Source organism: Varibaculum cambriense, from assembly GCF_032557235.1.
GTDB classification, from domain to species: Bacteria; Actinomycetota; Actinomycetes; order Actinomycetales; family Actinomycetaceae; genus Varibaculum; species Varibaculum cambriense_C.
Window position 1 is genome coordinate 104,004 of the sequence record NZ_JAWGMB010000007.1, and the last position, 25,407, is coordinate 129,410.

General features: G+C 53.2%; 22 protein-coding genes, 1 tRNA gene and 1 other RNA gene. 8 read left to right on the forward strand and 16 right to left on the reverse strand.

Annotated elements, in window-relative coordinates; all coding sequences use genetic code 11:
• Positions 1 to 30: 30 nt before the first annotated feature.
• From efeU to E6072_RS06785, 3 genes are all read right to left on the reverse strand, one after another.
• Complete coding sequence (gene efeU / locus E6072_RS06775) at positions 31 to 1,017, reverse strand: iron uptake transporter permease EfeU (RefSeq protein WP_307737923.1); 987 nt, start codon at positions 1,015 to 1,017, stop codon at positions 31 to 33.
• Between the two features lie 302 nt (positions 1,018 to 1,319).
• Positions 1,320 to 2,228: an MFS transporter gene (locus E6072_RS06780; RefSeq protein WP_316694652.1), complete on the reverse strand. Its 909-nt coding sequence runs from the start codon at positions 2,226 to 2,228 to the stop codon at positions 1,320 to 1,322.
• Positions 2,229 to 2,235: 7 nt separating this feature from the next.
• Complete coding sequence (locus tag E6072_RS06785) at positions 2,236 to 2,508, reverse strand: hypothetical protein (protein ID WP_307737921.1); 273 nt, start codon at positions 2,506 to 2,508, stop codon at positions 2,236 to 2,238.
• Positions 2,509 to 2,756: 248 nt separating this feature from the next.
• Between E6072_RS06785 and E6072_RS06790 the strand changes: the two genes are divergently transcribed.
• Together E6072_RS06790 and E6072_RS06795 are read left to right on the forward strand one after the other, a co-directional pair.
• Positions 2,757 to 3,476: a TetR/AcrR family transcriptional regulator gene (locus E6072_RS06790; RefSeq protein WP_316694655.1), complete on the forward strand. Its 720-nt coding sequence runs from the start codon at positions 2,757 to 2,759 to the stop codon at positions 3,474 to 3,476.
• Positions 3,477 to 3,636: 160 nt separating this feature from the next.
• Positions 3,637 to 4,911: a hypothetical protein gene (locus E6072_RS06795; RefSeq protein ID WP_316694657.1), complete on the forward strand. Its 1,275-nt coding sequence runs from the start codon at positions 3,637 to 3,639 to the stop codon at positions 4,909 to 4,911.
• Between the two features lie 134 nt (positions 4,912 to 5,045).
• Here the strand turns inward: E6072_RS06795 and E6072_RS06800 are convergent, their stop codons facing one another.
• The 5 genes from E6072_RS06800 to ffs form a co-directional block, all read right to left on the reverse strand.
• The gene (locus E6072_RS06800; protein WP_307737918.1) at positions 5,046 to 6,095 is read right to left on the reverse strand and encodes an aspartate-semialdehyde dehydrogenase; all 1,050 of its coding nucleotides are present in this window, start codon (positions 6,093 to 6,095) and stop codon (positions 5,046 to 5,048) included.
• Entirely contained in the window at positions 6,092 to 7,399 is a 1,308-nt protein-coding gene (locus E6072_RS06805; protein WP_316691427.1) for an aspartate kinase, read from the reverse strand. The genes E6072_RS06800 and E6072_RS06805 overlap by 4 nt, the downstream gene beginning before the upstream one ends.
• Before the next feature lie 186 nt (positions 7,400 to 7,585).
• Positions 7,586 to 8,182 (reverse strand): recombination mediator RecR, encoded by a 597-nt coding sequence (recR, locus tag E6072_RS06810; protein WP_316691429.1) that lies wholly within the window; start codon positions 8,180 to 8,182, stop codon positions 7,586 to 7,588.
• Between the two features lie 5 nt (positions 8,183 to 8,187).
• A complete protein-coding gene (locus tag E6072_RS06815; protein WP_316694658.1) occupies positions 8,188 to 10,833 on the reverse strand; it encodes a DNA polymerase III subunit gamma and tau in 2,646 nt (881 codons plus the stop codon).
• Positions 10,834 to 10,889: 56 nt separating this feature from the next.
• Positions 10,890 to 10,985, reverse strand: an RNA gene (ffs, locus tag E6072_RS06820) — signal recognition particle sRNA small type.
• 188 nt (positions 10,986 to 11,173) lie between these two features.
• Here ffs and E6072_RS06825 point away from each other — a divergent pair.
• Positions 11,174 to 11,261 (forward strand) — tRNA-Ser (locus E6072_RS06825).
• Positions 11,262 to 12,064: 803 nt separating this feature from the next.
• Here E6072_RS06825 and E6072_RS06830 read toward each other — a convergent pair.
• The 7 genes from E6072_RS06830 to E6072_RS06860 form a co-directional block, all read right to left on the reverse strand.
• A complete protein-coding gene (locus E6072_RS06830; RefSeq protein WP_316694659.1) occupies positions 12,065 to 12,514 on the reverse strand; it encodes a hypothetical protein in 450 nt (149 codons plus the stop codon).
• 86 nt (positions 12,515 to 12,600) lie between these two features.
• A complete protein-coding gene (locus tag E6072_RS06835; protein WP_316694660.1) occupies positions 12,601 to 12,861 on the reverse strand; it encodes a hypothetical protein in 261 nt (86 codons plus the stop codon).
• Between the two features lie 239 nt (positions 12,862 to 13,100).
• Positions 13,101 to 13,427: a hypothetical protein gene (locus E6072_RS06840; protein ID WP_316694662.1), complete on the reverse strand. Its 327-nt coding sequence runs from the start codon at positions 13,425 to 13,427 to the stop codon at positions 13,101 to 13,103.
• A 115-nt stretch (positions 13,428 to 13,542) separates the two neighbouring features.
• Positions 13,543 to 14,484, reverse strand: a complete 942-nt coding sequence (locus E6072_RS06845) for a bifunctional DNA primase/polymerase (RefSeq protein ID WP_316694664.1) — start codon at positions 14,482 to 14,484, stop codon at positions 13,543 to 13,545.
• 3 nt (positions 14,485 to 14,487) lie between these two features.
• A complete protein-coding gene (locus E6072_RS06850; RefSeq protein ID WP_316694666.1) occupies positions 14,488 to 14,709 on the reverse strand; it encodes a helix-turn-helix domain-containing protein in 222 nt (73 codons plus the stop codon).
• A gap of 156 nt (positions 14,710 to 14,865) precedes the next feature.
• Positions 14,866 to 15,612: a hypothetical protein gene (locus E6072_RS06855; protein ID WP_316694668.1), complete on the reverse strand. Its 747-nt coding sequence runs from the start codon at positions 15,610 to 15,612 to the stop codon at positions 14,866 to 14,868.
• Between the two features lies 1 nt (position 15,613).
• Complete coding sequence (locus E6072_RS06860) at positions 15,614 to 16,903, reverse strand: tyrosine-type recombinase/integrase (RefSeq protein ID WP_316694669.1); 1,290 nt, start codon at positions 16,901 to 16,903, stop codon at positions 15,614 to 15,616.
• A gap of 423 nt (positions 16,904 to 17,326) precedes the next feature.
• Between E6072_RS06860 and E6072_RS06865 the strand changes: the two genes are divergently transcribed.
• From E6072_RS06865 to E6072_RS06885, 5 genes are all read left to right on the forward strand, one after another.
• Positions 17,327 to 18,844 (forward strand): FGGY family carbohydrate kinase, encoded by a 1,518-nt coding sequence (locus E6072_RS06865; RefSeq protein ID WP_316694670.1) that lies wholly within the window; start codon positions 17,327 to 17,329, stop codon positions 18,842 to 18,844.
• Between the two features lie 58 nt (positions 18,845 to 18,902).
• Complete coding sequence (locus E6072_RS06870) at positions 18,903 to 19,949, forward strand: NAD(P)-dependent alcohol dehydrogenase (protein WP_316694671.1); 1,047 nt, start codon at positions 18,903 to 18,905, stop codon at positions 19,947 to 19,949.
• Positions 19,950 to 20,357: 408 nt separating this feature from the next.
• Positions 20,358 to 22,055: a dihydroxyacetone kinase family protein gene (locus tag E6072_RS06875; RefSeq protein WP_316694673.1), complete on the forward strand. Its 1,698-nt coding sequence runs from the start codon at positions 20,358 to 20,360 to the stop codon at positions 22,053 to 22,055.
• Between the two features lie 14 nt (positions 22,056 to 22,069).
• A complete protein-coding gene (locus E6072_RS06880; RefSeq protein ID WP_316694675.1) occupies positions 22,070 to 23,113 on the forward strand; it encodes an alcohol dehydrogenase catalytic domain-containing protein in 1,044 nt (347 codons plus the stop codon).
• A 92-nt stretch (positions 23,114 to 23,205) separates the two neighbouring features.
• A complete protein-coding gene (locus tag E6072_RS06885; RefSeq protein ID WP_399335538.1) occupies positions 23,206 to 24,249 on the forward strand; it encodes a YeiH family protein in 1,044 nt (347 codons plus the stop codon).
• Between the two features lie 77 nt (positions 24,250 to 24,326).
• Here E6072_RS06885 and E6072_RS06890 read toward each other — a convergent pair whose 3' ends face one another.
• Positions 24,327 to 25,004: a hypothetical protein gene (locus E6072_RS06890; RefSeq protein ID WP_316694678.1), complete on the reverse strand. Its 678-nt coding sequence runs from the start codon at positions 25,002 to 25,004 to the stop codon at positions 24,327 to 24,329.
• Positions 25,005 to 25,407: the final 403 nt, after the last annotated feature.

The window sequence follows — 25,407 nt, forward strand, 5'->3', positions numbered from 1 at the left end:
GAGGACGCGAGCGCGCCCTCGGGAAAACGGTCAGTCAACTGCAACTGACGTTTTGGTCTTGTGAATTGTTCCTGCTGGCGCGTCCTCAGCGGACACAATCGCCGCTGTATCCTTGTCTCCCGCGTCAGTTCCTCTCTTTTCCGGCGTAGCAGCTTCTTCTTTTTGCGCCCTTTTCACTGCTAAAAACAACTTCTTATTGCGGTTGTAAAAGTAGAACAGCGCCCCCACTACCACCAGGTAGATCAGCCAGCTAAAGAACTGCAGGGCGGTGGGGCTGGGCGAGAACTGGAAAATGGCTACCAGCACGTCATAGAGACCGCCGTTATAAACCAGGGTGGGAATATAAGTGGTGAAATCGAAGAGCGGGGCGGTCATGGGGATAACCCCGGCTTCTTGTAAATCGTGGAAGCCATAGGAGCATACCCCGGCGGCCACAAAAATCAGTAAATACCCGGTTACCTCAAAAAATACCCGCAAGTCGATACGGGCTACTCCCCGATAGATCAGGTATCCCAGCGCGATGGCGATTGCTATCCCCACCAACATTCCGACAACCAGGCTGGTGCCATTTTCGTTGTCGCTGGCATTCTTGAACATCGGCCAGATAAAAATCGCGGTTTCTAGTCCTTCTCGCCCCACGGTGATCAGGGCGATTACAAACAGCGACCAACCGGCTCCGCTACCTTTCGACAGCGCTTCCTTGACTTGGGATTGCATCCGGGCAGCCATCCCGGCGGAATGCTCGGCCATCCAAAAAATCATCCAGGTGATGAGGGCGACCGCGAATAGGGAAAGAAAGCCTCCGAGCGCCTCTTGGGCTTGGGTGGTAAGGGTGTAGGTTCCCCAAACCAAGTAAGCACCCACGCTCATGGGGACTACCGCCCCTACGACTATCCCTAGCCATAGTTTTGGCAGCAGATCTTCACGCTCAACTTTCTTTACATAGGCATAAAGAATGGAAACTATTAAAACAGCTTCCAAACCTTCACGTAACGCAATTAGTAAAGCGCCGAGCATCTTCTCTCCAGTCCGCGAATTAGTTAGCTAAAACCTATAATTCCTTAGCTAAGGCAAACCTAATTTATTCAATTCGTCTCACCCTGTCAAGGAGCTTTATTCTCACAAAATTTCACTATAAATACTGGCCAAAGCATCATACAGTCAATTAGTGCAGCTTATGCGAATTTATGTTCTCGTTCCTAAAGTAGGTTCACCTATCTATTTACCTCTTATCTCGATCGGTAGGCTCGCAGGCGGTCACGGCTATTTCGGAAGTGAGGATATGCGCTATCAGCTATCTTCCAGCAGGGAAGATACTTTTAGTAACGTATAGAAGCCAAGCGGCGCTGCATCAAGGCGAATACTCCCAAAGGCAAGGTCAGGTAGACAGGCAAAAGGCCTACTGATAAATACTGCGCTATCAGCCCAAAAAGTGGGGGCATAATAAAAATCGCCAAATAGGAACTGGCCATTTGCGCTCCGGTGGCCGCCCGCGAGCGGTCTTTCCCGAAGATCTGGGGAGTGGCGTGCAGCATTGCGGGATAGATCGGCGAACACCCTAGGCCAATCGCCATAAGCCCACATACTGCCAGTCCCGTCGATCCCGGGATTATCGAAATCGCTACCCCCGCTGCGGCCAGTAGCATTCCCAAGCGGATTAACTGTTGATCGCTGAGGCGAATTGCCAAGATTCCGCTGACAGCTCTGCCTAGAGTCACTCCCAGAAACAACATTCCCGCAAACGCGGCAGCAGCGGCCGCATCCATCCCTTTAAATAGCCTCAGGTAAGTTCCTGCCCAAAGCGCAGCGGTTTGCTCCAAGACGGAATAGCAAAAGAAACAGGTCATCATCTCTTTTACTCCTCTAATCCGCACTACCTGCGAAAGCTTTAGGGATTGAGGGCGTGCGGGGGCATTCGAGCCAGGCGACCCCTCGGAGTTAGTAGTTACCTCTATCCCTTCATGGTGTTTCCAAAGCGGCAAACTCAAGAACAATACTGCGGTGATTGCCAGCTGTACCCAAGCAACATACCAATATCCGCCCTGCCAGTTTCCCCCTCCAGATAATGCCATCCCCATGATGTAGGGGCCGATAGTGGCACCTATTCCCCAGGAGCAGTGCAGCCAGTTCATGTGGGTGCTTTTAAAATGCAGCGCCACATAGTTATTGAGCGCCACGTCCACGCTGCCCGCTCCTAATCCGTAAGGAATTGACCAGGCACAAAGCACCCAAAAGTTAGGGGCGAGGGCGAAACCCAGGATAGCCAGGGCAGTTAAAACCCCCGGAAATCACGGTCACTTTACCGGTACCTAACCGAGCAATGATCCGATCCGATAACAGACTGGAGGTAACGGTACCCAGGGCAATAATCATAGACACAATCCCCGCATAGGAAACTGTTACCTGAAAATCTGAGTAGACCGCTGGCCAGGCTGAACCCAACAGGGCATCGGGCAATCCCAAGCTAATAAAAGCCAGATAAATCAGTGCCAGCAATAGGTTGGTCAAATATTCTCCCTCAAAGCCACTAACAGTACCGCGTTTTAAGCTACCACTATCGCCAATATGTTAGTGCGTCAAATACGATTATTTATCGCTGAGGTTCAGTCGCCACCTCACCCATAAAATGCGTTTCCCAACAAATATTTTGCTAGTTACCAGCTAGGAGATCCTTTTCTTTGTCCGCCTCAAAACTTCCCACTATAATCTTTCGAGACGATTAGATTAAAAGTGTCATTAAATGAAAGAATGCCTACATGCCAAGGATCATCGGGGAAACTCTGGAAGAACATCGCGAGAAAACTCGCCAACAGCTATTTGATGCCCTCTCCCGTCTCCTCCAAACCAGTACTTTTGAATCGCTAACCATGGCGAAGATTGCTCAAGAGGCGGGAGTGGGGCGCACTGCGGTCTACAACCATTTCCAAGATAAAGAAGCACTGCTCCTGGCATTCATTGCCTATGAAACGGGACAGTATTCGGTGCGTTTGAACCGCGCTCTGGCGGGGGTGTCCTCCCCTATAAAAATGCTACGAATTTACATCCGGGAACAGCTCACTCTGGGATCTTCTTACCACCTAGCGCCCGGGCTGGATCTGCGCCGCCAAGTATCAAATGAAACTGGCAGCGAACTACACCGTCACGCGCAGATTGTAGAAAATATATTGAGTCAAATCTTAAGAAAAGCCATTAATGAAGGCACTCTCCCTCCCCAAAACCTACCCATTGCAATCTCGATGGTGAACGCGTCTCTAGCAGGCAGATCTCTCCCCAAAGACCCGATTCATCGGGAATATCTGATCCACTGTGTACAAGCGTATGTATTGCGTTCTCTGGGAGCTAGCCATACCTTGGCTCCGTTACCGAACGCAAAACGGTTCTTGGGACGACGGTTAGATCTGGAAGAGAATCCTTTTTCTTCTCGGGGGGAAGAAGCAATGGTTACCTCGGCCTGTCCGATTCATCGTGCCAGTTAGATGCAGCTTCCTGCCTTTTCAGGCTGAACCTTTAACTTTTCTGGGCAGCAAGGCAGGATATTGCGGGTATTTATTTGCTGAGCAGGCCGCTATGGACACGAGGGGATCATTGTGGAGTCTCGGTAATCTATAATCGCTTAAGAGACTCAAAGGAGGAGACATGAGCACTGACCCGGTTCAGCGGGCTAGCGACCCGGCGACGCCACTGGAAGAATTGCAGTATTTGGCTCAAAATCATCCCTCTTTGCGTCCCCTCATTGCCGAAAATCCCTCCACTTATCCCGAACTTCTAGAGTGGTTAGGCGAGTTTTCTGATCCGGAGATTGCCGCCGCCTTACAGCGCCGCCAAAACCGACTAGACCGGGCTGCCCGAGCACAGACCCGTTCCCCTATCCCGGCCGCTTCCCCAGCCCCCCAGGAGATACCGGTAGTCGAGCCCCGGAGCGCTTCCCCGCTGACTCCCACCAATGCCCCCGCAGCTATAAACACGGTTCGAGATGAAACCCCCCAAGATTTCCCTACCGCGTCCCTCGAAACAGCCGAGGATAACACCGTCGCACAACCAGCGAAAACGACAACCGCAAAACCAGCGAATGAACCGGAAACCGCAGTTACCGCTGAAACTGAGGTAGCGAAAAAAACTAAGGCTGACAAACTTAAACTTGCTGACGAGGAAGATTTAGAAGACTTTTCACCGGTCGAGGAAAAAACTGCTTCCCGAAAAAGCAAGATTTTCGTGATCGTGATTGCAATCTTGATCGGTTTAGTGCTCTCGATCGGGGGTAACTTAACAGATCGTCTCACCGGAGGCGACGGTTCGAAGAGCTGGTACGGGAAGGACGGAGTAATCGCACGCATCTTCGGAGATTCCGACCTAAATCGCGACCACAATAATAACGGAATTCCCGATGAGCAAGAACAATCGGAAGACCGCGGCAATAAAAAAGATACTTCCGGCCAGGATGCTAAGAAAAAAACAAGTAGCGCCGGGGCCCAACTAGATGTTAAAACCGAGGGACGCCAGATAGCCCCCGCTCCCACTAACCAGATTGGGCAAGCAAAAGGACTACCAAACGGAGCCTACCAGGTAGCTGAATTCTCACTGCCTGATGCCCCCATCAAGTGCACGATCGGTAACGAAGTGGTGTGTAACGTCTTTAGCTTTACCGGAAATATCGGCCAGAACCCGGGAGCCACCGTCAAGTTCACCCTGGGAGCTGATGGCGCCAGGCCTCCGGAAGATTTAGGGGTTAAAGATAACGAAGTTTCACAGACCGTACTCTCTAGCGGTGCTGCCGCCGCCTCGGGAGCCTACGCTTGTGAGTCCTCCGGATCTGGGGTCGACTGTTGGAACCTGCAGACCGGATTCGGGCTGAAACTGACAGTGAATAGCGCTGAAGCCTATCAGCCTAAAGTTAAAGCCCCCGGCAACTAACCTTTTCCATTATCCCCGGAGGTAGGGTACCTGGCGCCACCGCGTCCTCGAGCGTGGTAAGCCCAGCGAAATCTATTAGCCTCCTCGTCCTAGCGCTCAAGCAGCTAACCTGAGTACCCGCAGAGCGGCAGTAACTAGGCTTCCAAAAGTTCTTGGGCAACCAGCTCTGCGATCTGGATGGCGTTAAGTGCCGCCCCTTTACGCAGGTTATCTGCGCAACAGATAAAGGCTAGACCTTTACCATCCGGAACCGACTGATCAATGCGCAACCGTCCAGTGAAAGTCCCATCTCGGCCGGCAGCATCCAAGGGATTGGGCACCTCTACTAGTTGCACTCCCTCAGCCTGCTCTAATGCCGCCTGTGCCTGTTCTAAATCAACCGGGCGGGTAAAACGCGCGTTTAGGGACAACAGGTGCGCGGTCATCACCGGGATCCTCACGCAAGTACAGGAGGCCGCGAGCTCCGGCAAGTGCAGGATCCGCCGCGACTCATTACGCAGCTTTTGCTCCTCATCGGTCTCTTGAGAGCCGTCATCAACGAAGTTTCCGGCCACCGGAACCGCGTTAAAGGCAATCGGACGCACATAGGTTTTAGGCTCGGGGAATTCAATAGCTTGTCCATCTAAAGCCAGTTCTTCGCAGCGCTCTACGCTCGCTTCCAGCTGGGAAGAAAGCTCTTGTACCCCGGCTCTACCCGAACCTGACACCGCCTGATAGGAGGACGCCGCTAAGGTTTCCAGTCCAAAGAGATCATGCAGTACTTTCACCGTGGGCATCGCGGCCATCGTGGTGCAATTAGGGTTGGCAATAATCCCCTTAGGGCGATCCTTGATATCTTCCGGGTTAACCTCCGAAACCACCAGAGGCACCTCGGGGTCTTTGCGCCACGCCGAGGAGTTATCGACTACCACTGCCCCAGCAGCGGCAAAACGGGGAGCATAGGTACGCGACGCTGACCCGCCAGCGGAAAAGATCGCAATATCAATCCCCTCCAGATCGGCACCCTCCACGTCCTCTACTGTTATTTTCTGACCGCGGAAAGAAAGCTGGGTTCCCGCGCTACGCGAGGTCGCGAACAGGCGAATGTTAGCAGCGGGAAAATTTCTTTCTTCCAGCAGGGCACGCATTACCCGTCCGACTTGCCCGGTTGCTCCGACTAAGGCTACGGTTAGTTCTTTCATCATCGTCCGGTACCTCCATAGACCACGGCTTCAGTTTCTTCGGAATCTAAATCGAAAGCTTTATGGATAGCCAAAACCGCATCATCTAGGCGATCTAAATTGATCAGCACGGAGATGCGCACTTCCGAAGTAGAAATGATATCGACGTTGATCCCGGCATCCGATAGTGCCTGGAAAAAACGCGCCGAAATGCCTGGATTGTTGCGCATACCTGCCCCAACTAGGGACACCTTCCCCACGTTGGTGTCATGGTCAATACGAATAAAGTCCAAAACCTTCTTTTCGTGCTGTAGTTCTTCCATCACCGCCGGGATATCTTCCGCCGGCATAGTGATCGAAATATTAGCCCTGCCAGGGCGCGCCTCGGAAATGTTTTGTACGATCATGTCGATATTGGCACCGACTTTTGCCACCGCTGCGAACAGGTCAGCGGCCACGCCTGGCCGGTCAGGTAAACCCACCACGGTCAGCTTTTCCTGGGAACGATCATGGGCAATACCAGAGATAATGGGAGCTTCCACGTTTTCCTCCTCAAGGGCTTTCGCAGGGACAATCCCCCGCAGTGATTTCGGTGCCGGTCCTTGGGCAATCCAAGTGCCATCTTTATCGGAAAAACTAGAGCGCACATGCAACGGAACCCGATACCGCCGAGCAAACTCTACTGCTCGCAGATGCAAAATCTTGGCGCCATTTGCTGCCAGTTCTAAAGTTTCCTCATAGTCGAGGGAGTGCAATGCCCGGGCGGTCGGCACCAGGCGCGGATCGGCAGTGAACAATCCGTCAACATCGGTATAGATTTCACACACGTCAGCATGAAGGGCGGCCGCTAGCGCCACGGCGGTAGTATCAGAGCCACCACGTCCCAAAGTAGTGACGTCTTCGGCATCGTTAACTCCCTGGAACCCGGCTACAATCGCCACATTATTATCCCGGATTACGCGGGCGATTCTTTCCGGAACCATTCCTACAATCTGGGCTTTACCGTATTTAGCGTCGGTACGGATACCAGCTTGCGCGCCGGTAAAAGCCATCGCCGGCACTCCTTGCGCAGAAATGGCCATAGAAAGTAAAGACATGGAGATACGTTCACCGGCAGACAGTAAAATATCCATTTCCCGGGCGGGAGCATGAGCATTAAGTTCTGCCGCCATATCAATTAGATCGTCGGTAGTATCCCCCATAGCGGAGACCACAACCACCACCTGATGCCCGGCTTGACGAGTTTGCACAATCCTACGCGCAACCCGTTGCAACGACTGGGTGTCGGCAACCGAGGATCCGCCATACTTTTGCACAATGAGCGCCATATATTCCCCTTGTATGCCTGTTGATTAGCTACCTTCTGCAATTATTGTAAGAAGCTGGCGTAATCTCGGCTCTAGCGTCTCAGATTTCCTGGTAGGTAAGCAAACGCACAATTTCATGCGCGCCGCTCAGGTTCTTCCTGGGACTTTTGCCACTATTTAGCGGTATGCGTTTCCTCGCGCAAAACCCTATTCGGCCGAACGCCTACCCTCCAAGGCACGCCCCAGAGTAACTTCGTCAGCGTATTCCAGATCCCCGCCTACCGGTAGTCCCGAGGCCAGACGCGTAACTTTTAACCCCAAGGGAGAGATGGTGCGAGTCAGATAGGTGGCCGTAGCCTCGCCCTCAATATTGGGATTTGTGGCAATAATTATCTCTTGTACAGTGTCGCCCGATAGACGCGATAGCAGCTCCCGTAAGCGCAGCTGTTCGGGGCCGATTCCGTTTATCGGATCGATTGCCCCTCCGAGTACATGGTATAGACCGCGATAGCTGCGGGTGCGTTCAATCGCCCCCACATCTTTGGCTTCTTCAACCACGCAAATAACGCTCTGGTCTCGTTTGGGATTGCTACAGATAGAACAAAGTTCCTCTTGGGCAATATTGCCACATTTGGCGCAAAAACGGATCTTTTCTTTGGTATCGATTAAGGCCTGCGCCAATAGTTCCGCTTCTGATTTAGGGCGCGAGAGCACATAGAACGCGATGCGCTGTGCTGATTTTGGTCCAATCCCCGGCAGTCGCCCCAAAGCATCGATTAGATCTTGCAAAGCGCCGTCATACATAGAGGTTAACTACCCACTTTCCCACTGCCGCCAGAGTTATCTACCGTCTCAATTATCTTGCCACCAAGCACAGATTTTGCGACCTCGACCCCCCAACGTCCGCCGCTTTCCTCTAGCGAAACATCGGGATCGGACAGATCGGGAATATCTTCGTCCTCATAAGATGCAGGTACGTCCGATGCTGGAGAAGTGTTGTCGCCGCTCTCGGCCGTTGCCACCTGTTGGCGGGGAGCAGCCGGGATATCCGGCTCGGTAGTTTGCTCGCGGGGCGCAGCTAGTGGCGTAGACGCAACAGGTTCTAAGGGAGCCACAGATTGGTCTGCCCTCGGAGCCGCCGGTTCGTCACCCAAGTCTCGGGGAGCCGCCATGACCGAGTTGTCAATTCCCGGTGCCTTCGAGGAAGAAGTGTCCGGCCGGGGCGCTGCCATTTCTGCCGCGTCTGCCCCGAGCGCTGACGGCGCTGCAGCAAGTGGTGGCGCAGGCTCCGATGCTACCGGATGGCTCCTGTCCTCTATTCCCTGATCGTTTTCCTTAGAAACGGAGTCTGACGCTTTTGGGTTAGCAATGATCCAGTCGGCATTGGGGGATGCCGACTCACTTTCTTGCCCGGGTTTATCCGTTGATTCTCCCACTGCATCTGCGGTTTTAGCATTTGCGTTTGCAGTGTCCGCGGAGATGCTCGGGACGGGGGAAAGATTTGCTTCACCGTCAACTGGTTCTGGATAGGAATTCTCTTCGCTATCGTCTGCCAGATCCGCTGGTTCGGGAGGATAGTCCTCTTCTTCCGGAACCTCCTGCTGAGAAAGTATTTTCTCTACTCCCGAGGAAGCATCTAGCTTGAACCGGGATAGTACCTCGCTCATAGCAGGTGCGCGGCGATCGTCGCTTCCCGGAAGTACCTGCACTGTCCAGGCTGCTGACAGTTCTTCCTGCAAGCATTTTTCTATAGCCCCCAGTTGGTCTTCTAAATATTGAACGGTCTGCGGAGTATCCGCTAATAAGGTAACTTGTTGGTTTTGGGCACCGCCAATCTGCAGGTGGCGATTGCAAGTTGACCACAGTCGCTGATCGGTTTCCCGCAACCGGGCTGATACTTTCCCCCACGCTTGCAGCAGTTGCCAATATTGTTCCCCTTTTTCTACCGCCGGCAATTCATGCGGGGAGCTACTAGCCGCCGCCTCCTTTGGGGAGGATTCCTTCTCCGCGACTTCGGCGCGAGAAGCCTGTTCTTGCTGGGAAATCTGTTTTCCAATAATTGGAGCGAACTGTTTATTATCTATATTCTCTGGGCGCGGAGCAGCCAGTTCTGACGTCCCGCCACCCCCGCGCGGAGCCTGCGAAACCGGGTTAGCGCCAGGAGCCGCTGGGGCTGGTTCAGTAGGAGCTTTAGCGGTTCTAGGAGCCGCAGGAGCCACGGCATCCGGTCGGGCATTTTCGGTATTTCGAGGGCGCTTACGTCCAGGACGATGCAGCGCCGCCATAGCGGCCTCTGCCCCGCTCAATGACTCAGACGGGGCGGAACCATGTCCACCTGCAGCTACCTGGCTCTGATCTGGCAATAATAGCCGCGCAGCCAACAGCTCAACTTGTAGGCGCGGAGCGGTAGCCCCCGTAAGCTCGGTTAAAGCGGTATTGGTGAGGTCACTGGCATGGGAAATCCCGGCGGTTCCCCAACGTTGCGCTTGGGCTTGCATCGCCGCTAATTGATCTGCGGGAGTTCCCGCTAGTACCGTCTGGGTATCCTCACCGGATGAAACCGAGAGTACTAGCAGATCCCTAAGGTGTAGCAGCAAGTCTTCCAGATAACGCCGAGGCTCATGCCCGCCCTCCACCATTTTGGCGATTACCTCGAACAGGGCAGCCCCATCCCGGTCAATAATGGCATCTACGGAACGCTCCAAAATGGAACTATCGGTATACCCCAGCAGCGCCGCGGCAGTCCCATACGCCAGTTTGCCGTCCTCGGCACCTGCCATCAGCTGGTCAAGCACCGAAAGTGAGTCGCGGACTGAACCCGCGCCCGCCCTCATCACTAGCTGCAGAACTCCCGAGTCCGGTTCAACATCTTCGGCCTGACAGAGTTTCGCCATATATTGTTCCATTGTTTCCGGTGGCACCAGCCTAAACGGATAATGGTGAGTACGCGAACGAATGGTACCGATAACTTTGTCAGGTTCGGTGGTAGCAAAAATGAACTTTACGTGTTCGGGGGGTTCTTCCACTATCTTCAACAGGGCGTTAAATCCCTGCTGGGTCACCATATGAGCTTCATCCAGGATAAAAATCTTAAAACGATCCCGCACCGGCGCAAAGCCTGCCCGCTCCCGCAGTTCTCGCGCATCATCTACCCCGTTATGGCTGGCAGCATCAATTTCTACCACGTCCAGAGACCCTGAGCCCCCAGTGGCCAGGTCTTTACAGGATTCGCATTTGCCACAAGGAGTGTCGGTCGGGCCTTCCACGCAGTTCAGGCAGCGCGCCATGATCCGCGCCGAAGTGGTTTTGCCACACCCGCGTGGACCAGAGAATAGATAAGCATGGCTAATCCGCCCAGAGCGCAGCGCCGCCATTAACGGTTTGACCACATGATCTTGCCCAATCACGTCTTGGAAAGTGTCTGGCCGGTAACGGCGATACAGTGCGATGCTCACGGCTCTACTGTACTAAAGCCCAGCGGTAAGCGGGGTGCCGGGAGAAGATTGTGATAGAAAAAGACCCTTCACGCACCCGATAGCGCACCCTTATCCTTGCTGCCTTCCGGCCCTGGGGAGGTTCGAATGATATCGCCGCGTGAAGGATCTCTCCCAGTTTAGCTTAGGAGGGCGCTAACTGGAAACGGAGCGGTCAGCGCGGAGGCGAGAAGAAAACTGACGAGGACGCGGGCGCGGTTTCCCGGGAAGCAACACCAGCCCTTATTGCCGGCTGTGTTCGACTCCTCATTTCCAGAATCGACATTAGCTAGGGCATTTCGGTAGACTCAAACCTGTGCCTGGAGGTATCGCCTAGTGGCCTATGGCGCTCGCTTGGAAAGCGGGTTGGGTGCAAGCCCTCGGGGGTTCGAATCCCCCTACCTCCGCCATTAGATAATGCTCTGACCAGTAAGAATAAGATTAGAGAAAAACTCTAAAGCCTTTTGAAGCATATCCGAAGCATATCGGAATGAGTTTTATTATTTCCTACGCCCGGTTATAGCGTGATTTTTCGGCTATAAACTCACGCGGCGGATCACTCGCGGGCGGGCTACCTGTCCTGCCTCTAGCGGTGACTACAACGCAAGGCAGACAAGGGCGCGAAAAAGAAACAAGATCGCGGGGGTATGGTAGCCGCGAGCGAGAGCGCAAAATAAACGGGTTTCAGTAATCGTTAGGGGCGGGCGCACGTATAGCGATTTAGCGGCCTTTAGCGTCGTTCTAGTACCCACATAGCGGAAAGGGCTATTAGTAGCCTCTAGCGCGCCCGGGATACGCGAGAGACGGGGGCGCGAAACACTACCCCATAGCTAGGCGGTGGGGGTGGTGGTTCACCACCTCATAACTTACCCCGCTAAGGGCATGGCTTGGTTCTACGCGCGCGCGTGCGCGCGGGCGCGCGATAGGGGGGCATGTCTCTTTAGGGGGAGGAACAGCACCACCCGATGAGTGCGCCGGGCGGGTTGCGGTTAGTGATTTTAACGCCCTCTGCCATGCCAAGTGGTACGGTCGCGGTTATCTCGATTAAAGCCGGAATGTCTAACGCGGTGCGCGTGCTTGACTGCAAGGGCTTGCGTGTTGAGTTGTTCGCGAGCGTCCCTTAATAGGGCGTTGCTTCAAGTATATCGCAACCGCTTTAGCGGCGGCGCGTGCTGTGGATAAGTTGCGGTTAGTTTTCGTTTGCTTATCGCTGTTAGTCGTTGTCTAGGAATAGGGCTTCATCGTCCAGGCTAAACGGTAGCGGGCTAACGTAGGCTAACGGGTCAAGTGATCCGCGAGCGCCCGGCGGTATGGTTTCACTCAAAGCGCTAACGCAACGTTCTAATAGCGGGGCGATTACGCTAATAGGTGGTTCGCCGCCTGTCTCGGTAGTGAATGCAACCGTGGGTTCTAGCTCTAGGGGTGTTGCGTTAGCCGTTAGTAGTTCGCTAACGGTTGCCGATACGGTTACGCCCTTAAAGGTTGTGCTAAAGGTTCGTTGGTGGATCGCGCACGCTTCTCCCATAGTTCCCGCATCGAACGGGATAACGCTACACATTCTAGTATCACACCATGCGCGATGAAAGAGCGCGCTATCTGGCAGGCTTAGCCTTGTTAGGCGTTCAGCTTCAAGCAGGGCGGCGCGATTAAATAACTCAGGCATTCTAGGTTTCCTTTCTTGCCGGGTAGCCGTGCGCACCCGCAAAGGGCAAGCACCCTAAGCAGGCACGCACAGCCACCAATCAGCGGCTAAAATTTACACACATCGTTAACGATGTCTACCAGGCTTTTATCTTTTTCTGCTTCTTCTTCTGGTGTGAGCATTCTAGGCGCACGCTCAAACCCGCAATAAGCATCTAGTTTGGTTTGCGCCTTCAAAATCGCGTCAGACACTCGCGGATCAGCCTGGGACTTGAATAGCTCTTGCAAGCCGTCTAGCACTGTTTCAAGGCGTTCAATCTCGCGCGCCGTGTATTGCTCAAAATCCATTTTTCCGTTTTCATCGTTCATTTCTCTTTATCCTTTCTAAAAATATCGCTCGCGAACACCCGCGAGAGATAACTAACGGTGAAAGCCCTTAAGGGGGCTTATCTTTCCTAATTGCCTATTCCTACTAATCCCTTAGTAAGCGCTTAGTAATCGCTTACGCTTTGCCCTGTTCACAAGGTGTTAGCGCCTTCTTAAATCACTTACTAAGCTCTTACTAAGCTGTTAGTAATCGCTTAGTAATCGCTTACGGTTTGCGCTGGTCAGATTTCACGGTTTCCGCCTCGTTGTCGCTCTCTATACCGGGCTTGATTACGGGCGTTAGCTATGCGCCTTTGCTCTCTTTCGGCGTAAAGGCTTTGCTCTGACCAGTCCAGCGCATAACCTGCCTCGTTATCCAACGGTTGTAGGTATTCCTCTTTAGCTAGTTCGCTAACCGCGTCTTGTCCGAAACGCTTAACCAACCAGTAGGAAGGGTCTAACCACTGCTTAGGAATGTAGCCGTCTAGATCGTGGTCATAACACATTGCCGTTAGAAAATCCTTGAACATATAGGTTTGCGGGGTTAATAGGCCGGTCTGGCCGCGCAATATCTCCCCGCCGTTTTTCCTTACGTCCCAGGGTGAGTGAGCCGGTGAGGGGTCAAATATGAGGGGTTCAAACCCTTCCGGGGCTATAACCTGTTTTCTGCGTCTCCTTCGCTGGTTAGGCTGCATGGTTTCCCCCAATCCGGCGGCGGGCTGAATGAATCGTGTTATCTGTTTCCCACGCGGTTAGACCACTAGCTAACGCGGCCTGTCGCAACCCTAGCCAGTCCGTAGCCGCGCCCGCTAGATCGTTTTGCTGCATACGACACGCCGCCCAAAATAGGCTGTTATTCCTCGTTCCCTGCCTTGCTTGCGCAACGGTTGCCAGCAGACCGCTAACCATGTTCGCGCCCGCTATTGGGTTAAAGCCCTCGCGGCTAACACGCTTGCCGGCTAGGGGTTGCGGGCGGGGTGGTCGCTCTATGAGTTGCCCTAGCGCTCGCGGGTACGGCGGCGGGGTGAAAAACTCGTTACCCTTCCACTGGTACGGCTTACCGGTTTCAGGGTGAGGCGATGGCGGCGCGATACAGTAACCGCCATGCGTTTTAACGTCCGCGCCTGGCAAGGCTGTTCCATCATCGCAAATAACCTGGCCAAATAGCGGGGTAAACCCTTCCAGGCGCGCCGGGCGTTGATAGTACAGATGGCACCCGCCATCACCGCGCCCGCTAACCACGATAGGACAGCGGGTAAGTTTTCCCCCGATAGCGGCCTCTAAGGCTTCGAGTGTGCCACCGTTACGCGGGTCAAGATCAATAACCACTAGGTGACGGGGTACGGCTAACCCAATGAGCGCGCCCGGCCATTCCTTCCACCATTGCCGGATTAACTCGCGGTTGCCGCTGGCAGATTTCGCGCCATGCGTTAGTTGTAGCGCCCGCGAGTAATAAGGCGCTTTAGCGGTTTTCCCGGCCTGTTTGCCGTCTTGTTCTAGGCAAGGCAACACCTGCCAACCGCAAGCGGCATAACGCAACGCGGCTGATAGAATCGGGTTAGGGTTGCTTAGCTCGTTTTCCCCCGGTTGTTTACCAGATAGCCGGGGGCTTTCCTTGGTTCTCATGAGTTACGCCGCCCCCTTGCCTTTAACGGGGTTAATATTCGGCTGTAGCCATTGGATTAGCGCGGCGGTTTCTATACGGACAATCTTCCCGCGTCTTACTGCTGGTAGGCCGTCACGGTAAACCCAATTGCGCATTGTATTAACGGCAACGCCAGCAAAAGCGGCGGCGGCCTTAATGGACATGTAGCGCGGTAACTGATCGTTATTATTTTCTATCGGTCGCATTGCTTCCCTTTTTCATAAGGGCTACGTTGCCAATGAAAAAATGGCAGACGGTAGCGTCAAATCGCTACCTGCCACGCGCTTTTATAAGCCGCACTTTGATAGAAGGGAAAACTTACCCTAGTTAGCAACCCCCAACATTAGCCAGGGACAAGCACACTATATCATATAGAACTTTTGCGTGCGTACCCACGCTAACAAGCGCTGACGTTCCTTTATAGGGATATCCTTAGCCATTTCGGCTAATGTGGGTAGCTTATACTCACCCCTTGGAAGTGCCCCCATGTAATCTAACGGGGGTACTGTTTCCATTTCCGCGAGCCGTTCCGCTGATATCTTGCGCTCTTGCTGCTCTAGTAGCTGATCAAAAAACGGGGTTAAACCTACAAGATCAAACCCATATAACCGTTTACATTCTGGGCATTGGGCGAACTTGTAATAAAGAAAATAACCGTTAATAGCATCTAGGGGGCTAGACCGGTCTGCCTGGCTCATAGCGTGCGCCTGGTCTAAGTTTTTCGCGGGCGGCCTAGTCGGATACCAATAAGGTACCTCTAGCTCTGTGCCTAGAATGGACAGTAATAAACGTATCTGGTCTTTTTCTTCTAGCGGATCGCGGACTAAGTCGCGGTTATCTATCTTCTTCAATAGATCGGGGTCAACATAGTTTTGTGCTGCTTCATCAAAACATGTGGCACTTAGGTTCGCCTCGAACATTTCAAAATCTTTTTCAAACCATGTAACCGTTTTTGGCCGGCCGCTCGCATGCGGGGTGCGTTTGCCTTTGCAATAGACGCGTATAGCGTCTTTACCTAACTCAGGGAGTTGTAACGCTAATTTTGCTTCTATCTTTGCTCGGTAACGTTGCAGATGTTTCAAACGGGTTTTAACTGCCTCATCAGACATGTTAAGCCTGTTTCTTGGTTGGTAGCTGCAACACGTTACCGCCAGCGCTCGCGGCCGTGAACTCCTCCCCTAACTGGTTTAATGCTTTCGCGTTTTGCGCGGCGTAGGGGTGAGTATAACGCGCGGTTATCTGGGTGTGCGCGTGTCCTAAAATAGATTTCACCGCTACAGCGGGAATGCCCCCCTCTGCCAGCAATGACGCGGTGGTGTGCCGTAGATCGTGGCTAGTGTGAGGCTTAAGCCCTAAACGCTTACACGCTTTTTTCATCTGCACACTGGCCGATGACTGGCCGCGCGGTTTTTCAGGATCAACCGGTGACGGGAATAACCAGGCATCCCGGCCAAACTCGGTGAACTCTTGCAAGTGGTTTTTTATTTCAGCTTCAAGAGCGGGCGATATAGCTAGGGTTCTGATAGATGTTTTAGTTTTCGGGCTTGCGTGCAAGTCTAAGAATTTACCCGCGCCGGTAACCGCGCTAGTAATGTTTAACAGCCCTTTATCAAAATCGAAAGATGATCGCCTAAGCGCTCTAATTTCTCCCACGCGTAGACCTAGCAGACCACCTAACAGCACCCATAAACGAAGATCACGGGGTTCTATTTCGTCCGCAAGCGCTATTAACTCGCTCATGGTGAGCGCGGCGGCTTCGTGTCGCTGTGACCGCGTGCCTACAGCCTTACCGCCTTTAGCTAACTTCCTTACCGGATTTGCCGCCGGGTTGAAGCTGAGTAACTCAAAATCATCACACGCCGCGTTCAGGACACGACTAAAAAAGTTAACGGGGTTCTTGTATCCAGCGCCCGAAAGGTCGAGAGTAGCTAACCAGGCACTAACGCTCGCGGTGCTTATTTGCTTAAGTGGAACATTACCCCAATACGGCTTTAACCAGCTACGATAGTTTGAACAATTTTTTCTATAGGTTTCCGTACCCCATCGCGTTTTATATATTTCTAAAAAGTTCTCGCAAAACTCACCAAACGTTAGCGCATCCGCTTTCGCTTGCCGCGCGGCCGCTTCTTTTTCCGCCGCGAGCTGTTCCGGGCTTTTCCATGTTCCGGCTTTTATCGCAATATCTACCTGGCTTAGCGCGTGTGCTGCTTCTTGCTTGGTTTTAAACGTTCCAAGGCTTACGCGCTTATTTCCCCCTGTTAGTTCAGGGTGAATATATGACGCTTGCCAGCGTCCAGATTTTTGTTTTCGGATCGCACCAAACACACTTTTCTTGCGGCCGCCTTTACGCATCCCGCCGGGCTTAGTTGTGGCCGTGTCCTCTTTTGGTTTTTGAAGCATATCCGAAGCATATCAAAATAAACTTATTTGAGTTTTATTAAAACTGGTTGAGTGTCTACAACCCTTTAACACCCTGCGTTTATACTGGTAAAAAGGGTTATAGATACAGCTAGACACCAAAAGATTAAAACTGCTGGTAACGAATTTGCGGGGGGTTCGAATCCCCCTACCTCCGCCATTAGATAACGCCCTGAACAGCAAGAATAAGATTTAGAAATTTCAATAAACTCGTTTCGTTGTGTCTACGTTGTGTATTCAAACTAAAACGCGTCTTAACTCCTGGCAGATTTAACCACTTTTCTGGGGGCGCCCACGGGAACCGACAGTCCCATTTACCACTTTCACCTGCCGATTCACCCCATTCGATTAAATAGCAAAGTAGAATCACCGGTAAGTAAACCGCAACGAGGAGGTTCCATCAGCATGGGCAGTTTAGTAATCGCAGTAGATTCCTCTACCACCAGTACCAAGGCGATAATCGTCGACAGTGCCGGATCGGTACTTTCACAGGCGAAGGTAGAGTTTGCAATGTCTACCCCAAGAGTGGACTTTTATGAACAAGACCCTCGCGACTGGTGGAAGAGCACCAATGAGGCGGTAGGGCAGGCAGTTGCGCAGCTTAGTGACACTGATCGCGGCAGCATCGAATTTTTATGCGCCACTATTCAACGCCAGTCATTTGCTTTGGTGGATTCAGAGGGCATCCCTCTTCGTCCCGGGATTTTATGGCTAGATGGCAGAGCCGCAGAGCAGGTAAAAAAGATTGGTAGCCCGCGAGTACATGAGCTTTCGGGTTTTCAACCCGATACCACTCCCTCGATCTACAAGATTGCTTGGCTAAAGGAACACGAACCCGAAAAACTAGCTGCTGCCCACAAGATAGTAGGCGTGCACGGCTATCTAACTCATGCTCTAACCGGACAATGGGTTGATTCGGTGGCAACTGCGGATTCCCTTGGATTCCTGGATTCCGCGAAGTTGGATTACTCCCCGGAACTGCTCGATCTAATCGGAATCAAACGAGACCAGCTTGCAGACTTGGTTCCCGCAGCCTCGATAATTGCCCCGATCAAACCCTCGGTACTAGCGGATTGGGGAATAAAACAGTCGATTGAACTGGTGGCTGCCTGCGGAGACGGACAAGCGGCCGCGCTGGGAGCCGGGGCTATTGGAATGGAGAAAGCCTACCTGAATATGGGGACTGCCCTGGTAGCCGGGGTGCATTCCCCTCGCTACCAGATAGCTGACGTGTTCCGCACCGATGTGGCAGGTATTCCCGGCCAATATGTGCTGGAAATCGTGCAGAATTCTGGTGCTCACCTGGCAGGTTGGTTCCGCAGCGAACTGGGTAATTCGGCACTTGCGGGGCGCCCCGATCCCGAACTAGATAAAGCAGCTGCCCAGGTAACGACCGGATGCGGCGGGCTAGTAACCATGCCCTATTGGAATGCAGTGCAGTCACCTTTCTGGGATCCGATTGCCCACGGCGCCATCATCGGGTTAGCGGGAGCCTACGGGAGGGCGGAAATCTACCGCTCCATCCTGGAAGGTATTTCTTTGACTATGGCTACCAACCTGCATGCGCTTGCCGAAACTACGGGAGTGCCTTTGCAATCGGTGCGGGTAATGGGTGGTGGACAACGCTCTCCTCTGTGGCGCGCGATTATGACGGACTGTATCGGGCTGCCTCTCACCAGCTGCGAAACCGAAGAAATTTCGGCTATGGGCGCCGCGGTGATGGCGATGGCGCAAACTGATGCTTATGCTTCCGTGGAGGAGGCTTCGAAAGGGATGGCTGCCTTGGGAGACACCTCGGAGCCGAACCTTAAGAACCATGAAATCTATCTGGAACTAGCGGAGCTGCAAAACCAGGCATATCCGGCCTTGAAACCGATTATGGATAGGCAGTACCAATTCTCTTTACGTCACCCCTTACACTAGGACGAGGACGTGGGGCGATACCTACCACAAATAAGTAACTTTTCTTTAAGGAGCAGCAATGACCCAGGTAAAAGCATATGCGATGGATTCGTCCACTTCGGCTTTCCATCCCGTAACCTTAGAGCGGCGCGAGCCGGGATCAACCGAAATCTATTTCGAGATCAAATATGCCGGGGTCTGCCACTCTGATATTCACACTGGACGCGGAGAATGGGGAGACGTGATCTACCCTCTCACCCCCGGTCATGAAATCGCCGGTATCGTCACCAAAATCGGCTCGAAAGTAACCAAGTTTGCGGTTGGTGATCGGGTAGGGGTCGGCTGTTTCGTGGATTCGTGCGGGAAATGCGAGGCCTGTCAGGCAGGAACCGAACAGTTCTGCTCGGGCGAGGGCGGGACTATCTGGACTTATAACTGCATCGGGCGCGACGGCGTCCCCACTGCCGGCGGTTATTCCACCGGGATCACCGTGGAGCAAGACTACGCGTGCCGGATTCCGGACGCGATCCCTCTAGAAAAAGCTGCCCCCATTATGTGTGCCGGGGTGACTTTATATTCCCCGCTCAAACGGCTAGGGGCAGGCCCGGGCAAGAAAGTCGCGATTGTAGGCATGGGAGGGCTGGGGCATATGGGGGTACAGATTGCCGCCGCCCTGGGAGCCGAAACCCATGTTATTTCCCGTACTCGCGCTAAGGAAGAAGACGCGAAGCGGTTTGGGGCAGTAGAGCTGCACCCCACTTCCGAGGACGGTACTTGGGAAAGTATGCACTCCCAGTTTGACCTGGTGGTATCCACCCTGTCTGACGGAGCGGAAATCGATCAGCTGCTAGATTGTGTAAAACCCGAGGGAATCGTAGGAATTGTGGGACTACCGGAGAATCGGCAGTCCTTCGCCATGGGTAACTTGGTGGGCAAACAAAAAATGCTTGCCGGCTCGAATATCGGCGGTATCGCCCTAACCCAGGAAGTGCTAGATTTTTGCGCCAAGAAAAATATCGCGCCCCAAGTAGAAATTATTTCTGGCGATCAAATCAATCAGGCCTGGGATAACGTGGTGGCCGCTCGGGTACGCTACCGCTACGTGATCGACACCGCTACCTTCTAGAAGTTTTAGCTGCGTTGAGATGATGATAAGCAGCAACAAACACCTTATCGGCAGCTTGTCACATTGATAAAACCATAGGGGACTAACGCCTCCCTGTGGTTTTATCGATATTTACTGAGTTTCTTTTGCCTCGGTGCCGTACCGGCACTAGCGCGCTTAGGAGAGTGCTTGCTCCTGCAATCGATAGCAACGATAATACCGATTCCTCCGCGAGTCATAGAGTGTCCCCACCGCAAGGCAATAACCCGACATCAGAAAAACTTGCACATAATAAGGGGATACAGATAGTAACGTGCAGAACTATCTTGGTCGGTGTCCAATGATAAAGTGTGTAACTAGACGTTGCATGCACTGGAGTCATCCACTTACCGGTTTCATCACTGGCGTTGAAACTCAAGGAGTTCACAAATGACATATCTTGTTAATAACGAAGAAGAATTTGCAAAAGAGGCCGTAGAAGGGTTCGCCGCAGCTTACCAGAACTATGTTCAACCCGTACATGGCGGGGTTGTACGCGCAACAACCAGTCCAGATAAAGAAGTAAGCATTGTTGTTGGAGGGGGTTCCGGTCATTACCCTGCCTTCGCCGGCTGGGTGGGGCCGGGGATGGCTCACGGTTCTGTGTGCGGTAATATTTTTTCTTCGCCATCGGCTTCACAGGCAAAATCAGTTTGTAAAGCGGCCTCCAATGGTGGCGGAACCCTGATCCTTTTCGGTAACTACGCTGGCGATGTCCTCCATTTCGGTAATGCCGCTCAGCAGCTTAGTGCCGAGGGCGATGACGTACGCATATTTGCGATTACTGATGACATTGCCTCCGGAAAACCTGAGAACCACCTCGACCGCCGAGGTATAGCTGGAGACCTATTTGTAGTTAAAGTCGCGGGAGCAGCCGCCGCAGCGGGGATGAATCTTGATCAAGTCGAAGAACTGGCTCGGCATGCCAACGATCGCACTCGCACTCTAGGGGTGGCTTTCACCGGCTGCACTTTCCCGGGTGCTAAAGAACCTCTTTTTGAGGTAGAACCGGGAACATTCGGACTTGGGCTGGGTATCCATGGCGAACAGGGCATTTCTAGCCACGAGATGATGAGCTGCGACGAGATTGCAGAAATGCTTGTTAGCAAGCTGCTGGAGGAAGAACCGGAACGCAGCGAGGGTTATAAAGGACGAGTAGGCGTACTGGTAAACGGCTTGGGTGCAACCAAATACGAAGAATTATTCGTCTTTTATAGAGCAGTAAAGAAACTATTGGAGAGCCGCGATCTTGAAATCGTTGCCCCAGTGGTCGACGAGCAAGTCACCTCCTTAGATATGGCGGGTCTGTCGCTAACGCTTTGCTTCCTCGACGAAAATCTAGAACAGCTGTGGTTAGCCCCGGCAGATACTCCGGCTTTTAAAGTGGGAAATGTGCAGGCATCAGGTGAAAAACGCATGATTGAAGCGGATGAAGAGAACACCATTACCGCAGGTAGCAAGGAATCAGCTGCTCAAGCGAAGGTAGCTTCGCAAATCTTCGCTGCGTTTGAGAAGAAAGCTCGAGAGGCTGAAAAAGAGCTAGGTAAAATGGATGCGGTAGCTGGTGACGGTGACCACGGCCAAGGGATGGTATTGGGGACAACGGCAGCAGCTAAAGTCGCTGCCGAATGCGTGAAAGTCGGAGCCGGCTTGCGCACTACTCTCGCCCGCGCAGCTGCTGCCTGGTCAGAAGGTGCAGGCGGTACCGCAGGTGCGCTATGGGGTGGAGCGATCGCTAAGGCAGCCAGCGAACTATCTGACACTGAAGTTGCGAGCGAAGAAGACATCGCGCGCGCCGCTGTTATTGGTGCCCGCACCTTCCAAACTATGGGTGAGGCGAAAGTTGGCGACAAGACAATCGTTGACGCAGCTACGCCCTTTGTAGAAAGCATGGAAACCGCAAAATCACAGTTAGCACTCGCTTGGAAGAAAGCTGCAGAAATGGCAGCCGGCGGTGCAGCCAAGACAGCGGATTTTGTTGCTAAAAAAGGTCGGGCACACAACCACGGAGAAGCATCCCTGGGAACCCCTGACCCGGGAGCTACTTCCTTCGCATTACTAATGGGCGCGGTTCCGGAATTTCTTTAAAGAAAGGAGAAGCCATGCGGGCAGCAACTTTGAATGCACCGGAAGATCTACGCCTGGTAGAAAAGGAAAAACCAACCCCAGGCAAAAATGAGGTCTTACTGAAAATCGAGGCCAACACTATGTGCGGCACCGACTATCGCCTCTATACCGGGGCGAAAACCTCCGGGGTTGCCTATGGCACGGTTCCCGGACACGAGATTGCCGGAAGGATAGTAGAAATCGGCGAGGGCGTCGAGCAGATTCAACCAGGGCTACAAGTTGGGCAACAGGCGACGGTTTCAATCGTAGTATCGTGCGGCGCCTGCCCCAACTGTCTACAAGACCGCGAACATCTCTGCTCAAACCTAGATCTGTTTGGCTACGCCATCGATGGTGGCTTACAAGAATACATGCTGGTGCCAGAACGGGCCCTGCGTAGAGGCAACCTGATCACTACCAGTAAAGAACTTGCCCCTAAAGCTCTTTGTCTAGCCGAACCTATCTCTTGCTGCTTAAATGGCCTCGATCAATTCAAAGTGAACCTGGGAGAGGTGGTGGCTGTTCTGGGAGCCGGCCCAATCGGACTAATCCACGCACAGTTGGCACTAGCCAGTGGAGCTAGACAGGTCTTCGTATCTAACCGTTCCCCGCAGCGGCGCCAAGTGGCAGACCGGCTGGGCGCGATTGGGGTCAGCCCTGATGAACTTGAGGATCGGGTCAAGGAAGTAACCAATGGCGCGGGTGCCGACGTGGTGATCGTGTGTATTGGTGCCTCGGATCTAGCCCAGGATGCCTTAGAGCTTGCCCGAGATGGAGGGCGAGTCAACTACTTCGCGGGATTCCCAAAAGGCTCGATGACGAAGATGGAACCTAACCTGATTCACTATAAAGAATTGCAGGTTACCGGGGGTTCCAATGCTCGCCGTCGGGATGTAAAACGGGCGATTCAAGTGCTGGAATCGGGGGCTATCAATGTGGAGGAGATTGTCACCCACACCTTCCCACTATCAAAAGTGCACGATGCTTATCAGGCAGTACACGATCGGGTTGGCGTAAAAATTGCGGTAATACCCGACTAAAAAGCAGTTCCGGTTAACCTGTGGGGGAACGAGACAGACCTATCTGTCATTCTTACTGCCGGATCGTTTTGACCTTGTGGTATATATGGCAAGTGATTTCTTTGAATAAATTCAAACGGCTCTTACCGGGAATAGCATATGCGTGCCTGATCGCCGGAATCGCTTGGCTAATAAACCTGTTTCTTCCTCTGCTGTCATCGATGCTGGTGGCAATCCTGCTGGGGGTAGCAGTCCGTAACACGAAGCTAATTCCGGCTGTCTGCGAACCCGGTATCAGTTTTTCCGCCAAGACTATTCTGCGCTCCGGGGTGGTGCTGCTTGGTTTTCGGCTGTCGCTACCGGCTATTGCCGCGCTAGGTACCGGCACCATCGTGACTATTATCTGCGCGGTCGCCGTCACTATGGTGGCGGGGTATCTGCTGACCTACTTTATGCGAGTCAGTCACGCCACCGGGATTCTCACCACCTCCGGTACTGCTATTTGTGGAGCCTCTGCCGTTGCCGGGATCTCCCCGGTGGTTTCTGCCCGCAGTCGCGAGGACGCCGATGACGCGGTCGCGACTGCTATCGCTTGCGTTACCCTATTCGGGACGCTCTCCCTCGTCGCTTTACCGGCTGCCGCCCACGGGCTGGGGTTATCCCCCACGCAAGCAGCCGTCTGGCTGGGAGCTTCTATTCACGAGGTCGGCCAGGTAGTGGCGGCCGCAAACATTTACGATCCGGCAATCTCTGATTTGGCCACCGCCACCAAGCTGGGGCGCGTGGCCTGCCTAGCAATCGTAGTAGCAATCGTGGGGATAGTTGAACGGCGAGTAGTAGAAGTACGCCACGAACAGGCAGAGAAAACCAGCTCTGGCAAGCGCCCTCCCCTGATTCCCGGATTCGTGGTGGGATTCCTGATCGCAGTAGCGCTAGCCTCAGTGTTTGCGGGCATCCCCACTGTCAATAACATTTTCAGCACTCTAGGAGGCACGGTTGCTACCCTGCTCCTGACGGTAGCGATGGGCGCAATGGGAGCCGGAGTGAACCTGCGCAACGTGATTAAGTCCGGAGGGCGCGCCCTCGTCCTCGGAATAATCCTGAGTGTCCTAATCGCCGCAGTCTCGTTGGGATCCGTACTCCTGTTAGTCGACTAGCATCCGGCTGGAAGCGCGAAGAAACAGGAGCCCTCGTTTGAAAGCCGAAAATTACAGCCGCACCGAATAGGTTCGCACTAGCTGGCAGTAATCTCAATCGTTTCCATATGGCGCAGTATTTCTGATCCCCACTGCGAACAGATTCCAGAGAACGGTAAAGCCAATTCTGGCAGGTAACATGGGGACATCGACAAGGGGACTTCGCCAGATGCAAGAACCGATCCCTGTTTATCTTTGCATGCGTATTTAACTGTTGCGCATTGGGCAATCGGGAGGGGATTAATTTCCCTATTATGCTCGTGGAATCTTTGAAGAGTAGCTTTAGTTTTTCCTTTAGAAATCTTCGCCTTAACCGAATAAGGCTCACATGCCACGGTTAGCTCCGTAACTGTGCACTTGGCTGTTCGTTTGAGAGTTTCTCCTAGGCACAAGAAAATCGCACTAAACGGGATGGCGAAATCACTGTCGCATAGCAGGTCTAGACATAAACCTCTAGCCAAAAAATCACCCTGGAGAAGAGAATAGTCGTTGTAGACGAACTGGGTGGCCCATAATCCGGCATAGCTATCTGGAGCTCCCTCAAACCCCAATGAGCGGGAAAGATACGAAAACTCATCGGCAACATCCAACTCTTTTCCATCGCTGGTAAAAAATCCTCCGCGCTCCCCTTGATCTGGAATTGCAAAGAATGAAACCGCATTATCTACCCCCTCTCCTGGCGCCCATTTTAAGCCCCTAAAAAAGTCAATACCCATTTGGGGATTAACCCGGCATTAACCCCGATTTCGTCGTCCTCACTAATAAAAAAGCCCAAACGGCTTTTTCACCGTTCGGGTTCACCGTGCCAGCAACACTTCCTGTTGCGCCAACAAAGTGGAGCTAGCGGGAATCGGCGGTGCTGCGCACCAGCAACGGTTTTCGGAGCACAGCCTCCGAAAACCACTGGCGCGGGCGAACGCTCAACCCGCGTTCGCTACCACCCCGCGCCAGCCCTCACGGGTTCGATCCCCTTGGCTCAAAGCACTGATGCCCCGGCCTTACGCCGGGGCATCAGTGCTTGTGGAGCTAGCGGGATTCTTTCCCAAGATTCTTTTACCTGGGATAATACAAAGAATAGGGGTTTTAGTGCCACAAAAGTTCCACTAGAAACTCATTTTG

Coding starts and splice junctions, on each gene's coding strand:
- E6072_RS06845 (WP_316694664.1), bottom strand. CDS start 14,484: ATGAGAACCAAGGAAAGCCCCCGGCTATCTGGTAAACAACCGGGGGAA.
- E6072_RS06865 (WP_316694670.1), top strand. CDS start 17,327: ATGGGCAGTTTAGTAATCGCAGTAGATTCCTCTACCACCAGTACCAAG.
- E6072_RS06880 (WP_316694675.1), top strand. CDS start 22,070: ATGCGGGCAGCAACTTTGAATGCACCGGAAGATCTACGCCTGGTAGAA.
- E6072_RS06870 (WP_316694671.1), top strand. CDS start 18,903: ATGACCCAGGTAAAAGCATATGCGATGGATTCGTCCACTTCGGCTTTC.
- E6072_RS06875 (WP_316694673.1), top strand. CDS start 20,358: ATGACATATCTTGTTAATAACGAAGAAGAATTTGCAAAAGAGGCCGTA.
- E6072_RS06835 (WP_316694660.1), bottom strand. CDS start 12,861: ATGAACGATGAAAACGGAAAAATGGATTTTGAGCAATACACGGCGCGC.
- E6072_RS06830 (WP_316694659.1), bottom strand. CDS start 12,514: ATGCCTGAGTTATTTAATCGCGCCGCCCTGCTTGAAGCTGAACGCCTA.
- E6072_RS06795 (WP_316694657.1), top strand. CDS start 3,637: ATGAGCACTGACCCGGTTCAGCGGGCTAGCGACCCGGCGACGCCACTG.
- E6072_RS06860 (WP_316694669.1), bottom strand. CDS start 16,903: ATGCTTCAAAAACCAAAAGAGGACACGGCCACAACTAAGCCCGGCGGG.
- E6072_RS06790 (WP_316694655.1), top strand. CDS start 2,757: ATGCCAAGGATCATCGGGGAAACTCTGGAAGAACATCGCGAGAAAACT.
- E6072_RS06855 (WP_316694668.1), bottom strand. CDS start 15,612: ATGTCTGATGAGGCAGTTAAAACCCGTTTGAAACATCTGCAACGTTAC.
- E6072_RS06850 (WP_316694666.1), bottom strand. CDS start 14,709: ATGCGACCGATAGAAAATAATAACGATCAGTTACCGCGCTACATGTCC.
- E6072_RS06890 (WP_316694678.1), bottom strand. CDS start 25,004: ATGGGTATTGACTTTTTTAGGGGCTTAAAATGGGCGCCAGGAGAGGGG.
- efeU (WP_307737923.1), bottom strand. CDS start 1,017: ATGCTCGGCGCTTTACTAATTGCGTTACGTGAAGGTTTGGAAGCTGTT.
- recR (WP_316691429.1), bottom strand. CDS start 8,182: ATGTATGACGGCGCTTTGCAAGATCTAATCGATGCTTTGGGGCGACTG.
- E6072_RS06800 (WP_307737918.1), bottom strand. CDS start 6,095: ATGATGAAAGAACTAACCGTAGCCTTAGTCGGAGCAACCGGGCAAGTC.
- E6072_RS06805 (WP_316691427.1), bottom strand. CDS start 7,399: ATGGCGCTCATTGTGCAAAAGTATGGCGGATCCTCGGTTGCCGACACC.